The 5,900-nt window shown below is 35.5% G+C and carries 6 protein-coding genes and 1 other annotated feature; all 6 genes read left to right on the top strand.

Annotation, left to right across the window (positions count from 1 at the left end; all coding sequences use genetic code 11):
• Positions 1–36 precede the first annotated feature (36 nt).
• The 6 genes from HU235_RS15825 (at position 37) to HU235_RS15800 (ending at position 5,751) form a co-directional block, all read left to right on the top strand.
• Positions 37–975, top strand: a complete 939-nt coding sequence (locus tag HU235_RS15825; RefSeq protein ID WP_174880825.1) for a DNA/RNA non-specific endonuclease — start codon at positions 37–39, stop codon at positions 973–975.
• Positions 976–1,226: 251 nt separating this feature from the next.
• Positions 1,227–1,443 (top strand) — a binding site (T-box leader).
• Between the two features lie 65 nt (positions 1,444–1,508).
• Positions 1,509–2,945, top strand: coding sequence for a proline--tRNA ligase (gene proS / locus HU235_RS15820; RefSeq protein WP_174880824.1), 1,437 nt, complete (start codon positions 1,509–1,511; stop codon positions 2,943–2,945).
• 360 nt (positions 2,946–3,305) lie between these two features.
• Positions 3,306–3,737: a helix-turn-helix domain-containing protein gene (locus HU235_RS15815; protein WP_174880823.1), complete on the top strand. Its 432-nt coding sequence runs from the start codon at positions 3,306–3,308 to the stop codon at positions 3,735–3,737.
• Complete coding sequence (locus tag HU235_RS15810; RefSeq protein ID WP_174880822.1) at positions 3,737–4,471, top strand: ABC transporter ATP-binding protein; 735 nt, start codon at positions 3,737–3,739, stop codon at positions 4,469–4,471. Before HU235_RS15815 ends, HU235_RS15810 begins: the two co-directional genes overlap by 1 nt.
• Positions 4,468–5,199 carry an ABC transporter permease gene (locus tag HU235_RS15805; protein WP_174880821.1) on the top strand — a complete coding sequence of 244 codons (732 nt, stop codon included), beginning with the start codon at positions 4,468–4,470 and terminating at the stop codon, positions 5,197–5,199. The genes HU235_RS15810 and HU235_RS15805 overlap by 4 nt, the downstream gene beginning before the upstream one ends.
• A 213-nt stretch (positions 5,200–5,412) precedes the next feature.
• On the top strand, positions 5,413–5,751 hold the full coding sequence (locus HU235_RS15800; RefSeq protein ID WP_174880820.1) for a DUF6054 family protein: 339 nt from the start codon (positions 5,413–5,415) through the stop codon (positions 5,749–5,751).
• The last annotated feature ends 149 nt before the right edge of the window (positions 5,752–5,900 follow it).

Raw genomic sequence — 5,900 nt, 5'->3', positions numbered from 1 at the left:
CATCATATTCTAGTCATATTATAGGAGAGTCCTAAAATGAAAAAGAAAATAAACTATTTAATCTTACTTTTAACGGCCATCTTTGTGGTTGGTTGTACCAACGTAGATGATGCATCCATTACAGATGGAGAAACAAATCCACAAGAAGAAACAACAGTGAATACAAATAAAAATAATGAAAAAGAAGAAACTGTCACTCCGGTTGTTGATGAGCCAGTAGTAAAGGAAACACCAACTCAATCAAATAATGAACAGTTCTCGGGATACAACCTTATTGAAGTTGATGGTGGTGATTTGTCTGGATATCGTGAACCTAATGTTGTCGTTAACATTGGTTATGGGGACCGTGAATATTGGGCCTTTACGAATGAATACGGGCAACTTGTACGTGTCATTGCGGATGAAATCATTCTACAAGATGACCGTAACGAACCTGTATTATCGTCTGGCAGATACTACTCTGATGAGGCAAAGGTTCCTGGTGTCGAAAGTAACGATTTAGATGAAGGACATATTATTGCTGATTCTCTCGGCGGGGTATCGAACGCTTATAATATTACGCCACAAGATAGTACGCTTAACCGACATGGTGATCAAGCTTATATGGAAGACGCAATCCGTAGTGCAGGTGGAGCGACTAATTTTGAAGCAATTATCACATATCCGAATACCGATACGCAGATTCCTTCACATTATCAGTATACTTATACTTTAAGAGGTAACGAGATCGTTGATACATTTGACAATGTAAACCCTGATGAAGTAAACGCATCACTCGGTTTAACAAGCAAAGAGCCAACTGAAACAACTGGTTCAACGACAAACGGTGATATTTCTAGTGTTGATACAGACGGTAATGGACAGGTGACGATAAAAGAAGCAAAAGCTGCAGGCTTCAGTATGCCAATAACGAGCGATCATTGGTTATACCCTTATATGCGCGATAATGATCATGACGGTATGGTAGGTGAGTAAGCCACTAGAACTTTGAGGCGAAATCAATAAACGTTGGACAATTTATAACAATTTGCAAATGGGTGTTTGTACAGGTGAATTGTATGTGAAAATATAATGATTTTTCACTAACAGGTAGCGATACTTTACATTTCATATTGAACGAAGGTACATCTTAATTGATAGATTGCTTAGTATTTATCTGGGATTTTTTGTTTATGTACATGGAAACTTGAATAATTCTCAATGAATTGTTATATTACTTTTTAAATATGTAATCAATGATGTGACCAAGTAAATAAGGATTGTGAAACAGAAAATATAGCCTTGGCTGAGAGCTATATCACCTCTTCTTATTGAACCCTACCACGGAGATGTTAGCAAAAAACTAACCGAGTCGTTTCGTTACAAACGTTTAGAGGACTTAATATTTTTATTAATGTCGAACTAAGGTGGTACCACGTCTATTAGCATAAAGACGTCCTTACTTAAGGACTCTTTATGCTTTTTTGATTTTATATAAAATATTTCATGTTTTCAGGAGGAAAAGCACGATGTCACAAAAAATAAATGATTTCTCGAAATGGTATATTGATACGATTCAAAAAGCTGATTTAATGGATTACACCCCAGTTCGTGGTTGTATTGCATTTAAGCCAGATGGCTATGAATTATGGGAACATATTAAAGAAGAGATGGATAAACGGTTTAAAGAAACAGGTCATCGCAATGCATACTTTCCAATGTTAATTCCAGAATCCTTCTTCCAAAAGGAAAAGGATCATATTGAAGGATTCTCACCAGAGCTTCCTTGGGTAACAGAAGCTGCAGGGGAGACTTTAGAAGAACGCTTAGCACTGCGACCAACTTCAGAAACGATGATTGGACATTTGTATTCAAAATGGATAAAAAGTTATCGAGATCTCCCAGTTCTAATTAACCAATGGGCAAATGTATTCCGTTGGGAGAAGAAAACTCTTCCATTCATCCGCACCTCTGAATTTTTATGGCAAGAAGGTCATACTGCCCATGTTGATGAAGAAGATGCACGTAAGGAAACAATGCAAATGTTAGCTATTTATAAAGAAGTTGTGGAAGGATTACTTGCGATTCCAGTTTATGATGGGCAAAAGACACCATTAGAACGCTTTGCAGGTGCAGTTGATACATTCTCTATTGAAGCAATGATGAAAGATGGGAAAGCCGTACAAGCAGGGACTTCACACTACTTAGGTACAAAATTTGCCGAAGCATTTGATATTAAATATTTAAATAAAGAAAATAAACACTCATATGTTCATACAACATCTTGGGGTACGTCTACACGTTTAATTGGCTCGGTCATCATGGTTCATGGCGATGAACAAGGCCTTGTTTTACCACCAAAGATAGCACCAACTCAAGTTATTTTGATTCCAGTTGGTCCATGGAAAAAGAATCCTGCGATTATAGAAAAATTAGATGAAATCTTTGCTGCGTTAAAAGCGGAAGAAATTCGCGTTCGTCTTGACGATACTGATCAATCACCAGGCTATAAATTTAATGAATGGGAATTAAAAGGTGTACCGATACGTATTGAACTTGGTCCACGTGATTTAGAAAACAATCAAGGTTTAATGAAAGCACGTGATGCAGAGGAAAAAGTGTCCGTCCCTCTTGAGTCAATTGTTGAAATGATTAAAAAAGAGCTTGAAACAATGCAAACCCGTCTATTTGAAAAAGCAAAAGCTTTTCGTGAGGAGAATTCACACACACATATCGATACAATCGCTCAGTTAGAACAGCATCTAGCAGAATCCGAACAAAATGGAAGCATTCCTGGTTGGATATTAGCTGGTTGGTGTGGAGATAATGCGTGTGAAGAAAATGTAAAAGAAAAAACAAAATTCACAACACGAAACATTCCATTTAACCCACCGACAACAAAGCACACATGCCTTCATTGTGGGAAAGAAGCTAAACATACGGTTTGGTTTGCTCGGGCTTATTGAGTTTCGATTGTGAAAAATTATACTTAAACTAAAAAATGCGATACTTCGATAAAGAGGTATCGCATTTTTATTTTACTAAAGGGGAATGTATAAATGATATTCATTCAACAAGTACTTTACCAAAATATGTGGTAAAGCATTTTTTTGTTTGATTTAGAGGTAGTTAGTTTAATAAAAAAATAATAATTAAATTTTATAGATTGGGAAGCATCATTTAAAACTATAGAAATTTAAGGGAGACTACACAGAAGGCTGTCTAGTCTTTACTGAAATGCTACGAATAATAACATCACTGTTACTAATTGTTGGTAGAAAACATTTTGATAACGATCCATACTAAATGTAGGAGGTGTGAAAAGTATGATAAGTACGAATTTGAAGAATCTACGGTTACATCATAAATTAACACAAGAAGAAGTTGCTTTCAGGATTAATGTGTCAAGACAGGTGATTGCAAAATGGGAAAAGGGTGAATCAACACCTGATCTAGGGCATTGTCAGGCGTTAGCTAAAATGTATAACGTATCTCTTGATAATTTAGTGAATTTTGATGGAGAGGATACGAACTTAATTATACCACCGAAAGGAAAGCACTTTTTTGGCGTTGCTAAAATAGGAGACCGTGGGCAAATCGTTGTTCCTAAAAAAGCACGTGATGTATTTCAAATAAAACCAGGGGACTCTCTTGTTATTTTAGGGGATGAAGAACGGGGTCTTGCAATTGTACCGGAAAAGATGATGCATGCATTTTTAAATCTTGTGCAAACACCGTTTCATAAGGAGGATGAATGATGGATTATGCAATTTCAATTGATCATCTAACGAAAAAATACAATGAAAAAACTGTGACTGATCATGTATCACTTTCTATCAAAAAGGGGGAGTTGTTTGGTTTATTAGGTGTAAATGGAGCAGGGAAAACAACATTAATCAAAATGTTATGTTGCTTAATATCTCCTACAAGCGGTCATGCCTCTATACTAGGATATAATATTGAAAAAAATCAAGAACAAGTCAAGGAAATTATTGCAGTTTCCCCGCAAGAAACGGCGATTGCCCCTAATTTAACAGTTCGCGAAAACTTGGAATTAATGGCTGGCATTCATGGATACGCAAAAAAAGAGGTCAAAGAAAAAACAGCCAATATGATTGTTAATTTTTCATTACAACCATATGAAAATCAAAAAAGTAAAAAATTGTCCGGTGGTTGGCAACGGAAACTCAGCATTGCTCTTGCGCTCATTTCGGAACCGAAAATTTTGTTTTTAGATGAGCCTACATTAGGCTTGGATATTTTAGGACGCCGGGAATTATGGGCTTTAATTCAAGAATTGAAAGAAAATACAACCATTGTTTTAACAACTCATTATTTAGAAGAAGCAGAAACCTTATGTGATCGTATTTGTGTCATGAGAGATGGACAGATAAAGGCAATCGGGACAGTCGAAGAACTGATGTCTATGACAAACACTGAAAATTTCGAGGATACCTTTGTGAAAATTGTTACAAAGGAGGGGCTAGTATGAAAACAATATTTTTTGCTAATCGAGTAATGAAGGAAATCATTAGGGATCCTATTTCGTTGTTTTTTGGTCTGGCCTTTCCTCTCATTTTACTAATCCTTTTAACTGCGATTAACAGCAGTATCCCTGTGGACTTATTTAATATTTCTTCATTAGCCCCAGGTATTGCTGTGTTTGGTCTTTCCTTTATGGCATTGTTTGCAGCTCAAGTATTAGCAAAAGATCGTGCTAGTTCTTTTTTAACCAGATTATTTACAACTCCGATGACAGCTCAAAACTTTATTTTAGGATATATGTTACCTCTCATTACAATGTCAGCTATACAAGTAGCGTTTTGCCTGTTAGCTGCATTATTTCTAGGGCTTAATTTTACCATTACAATTTTTGCGGTCATTATTATATTGATTCCTATGGCGTTTATATATATTGGCATTGGTCTGATTTCTGGAACATTGTTTACCGAAAAGGCAGCAGTAGGAATATGTGGTGCTCTCCTTACTAATGTTTCGGCATGGTTATCGGGCGTTTGGTTTGATTTAGAGTTAGTAGGAGGAATTTTTAAGGATATCGCTAATGTACTGCCATTTGTTCATGCGGTTGAAGTCGGGAAGGCAACATTGAATGGGCATTATGAAAACATGCTTCCGCATCTTTGGTGGGTAATTAGCTATGCAATTATAATCATGGTTATTTCAATATTTGTCTTTAAAAAGAAAACTCAGGAAGTCTAGTATAATGAATAATTCATTATCAAAAGACTAAGCTAACAATAATATTAATTTATGAATGTAAACCAACGGGTGCGATACTTCAATAAAGAGGTATCGCATTTTTTATTAACTCAGAGGGAGTTAGTAGAAGAAGGAAAGATTCAGATGGAGTGAAACCTTTTGTAGGAAATTTTCGTAAATTAAATGGAAGGAAATATGAAAGAGGAGTTAATTATGCAAAAACATATTGAATTTAAAATATCAGTATCACCCTTTGAAGGAGCTAATCTTATACTTAATGCCCCAAATTCAAAGGATGATTTGGTGTATTGGGAACATCATTTAGTTGGAGACGATGGAAAACAAATATGTACATTGATATTTGAAAGATATTATTTTCGTACAAAAGGTAGAGCATCACTAACCGTAATCATAGAAAACTTTGATGGACAAAATAAGGTGAGATGTATCACTTCAGGAAGTGCTGAAGGGATTATCAATGTTGATTTCGGAGCAGGCAAAAACTTTGTAGATTGGATGAAGGATGTTCTAAAAGAATATACTTTGAAATAATCAGAGCATTTAATTATCGGTTAGTACTTCAATTAAGGGGTCAGCAAATTATTTATTAAATGAATGAAATATACAGAATTACTTAGGAGATGATGAAATGGATTCTGTTTGGATGATTATCCAAGTAGTTACGCTTTATACTATTAAAG

It is taken from the genome of Metabacillus niabensis, assembly GCF_902829255.1.
GTDB classification, from domain to species: Bacteria; Bacillota; Bacilli; order Bacillales; family Bacillaceae; genus Metabacillus; species Metabacillus niabensis.
Note: the sequence above shows the minus strand (reverse complement) of the source record. Positions and strands in the feature narration are given on the sequence as shown.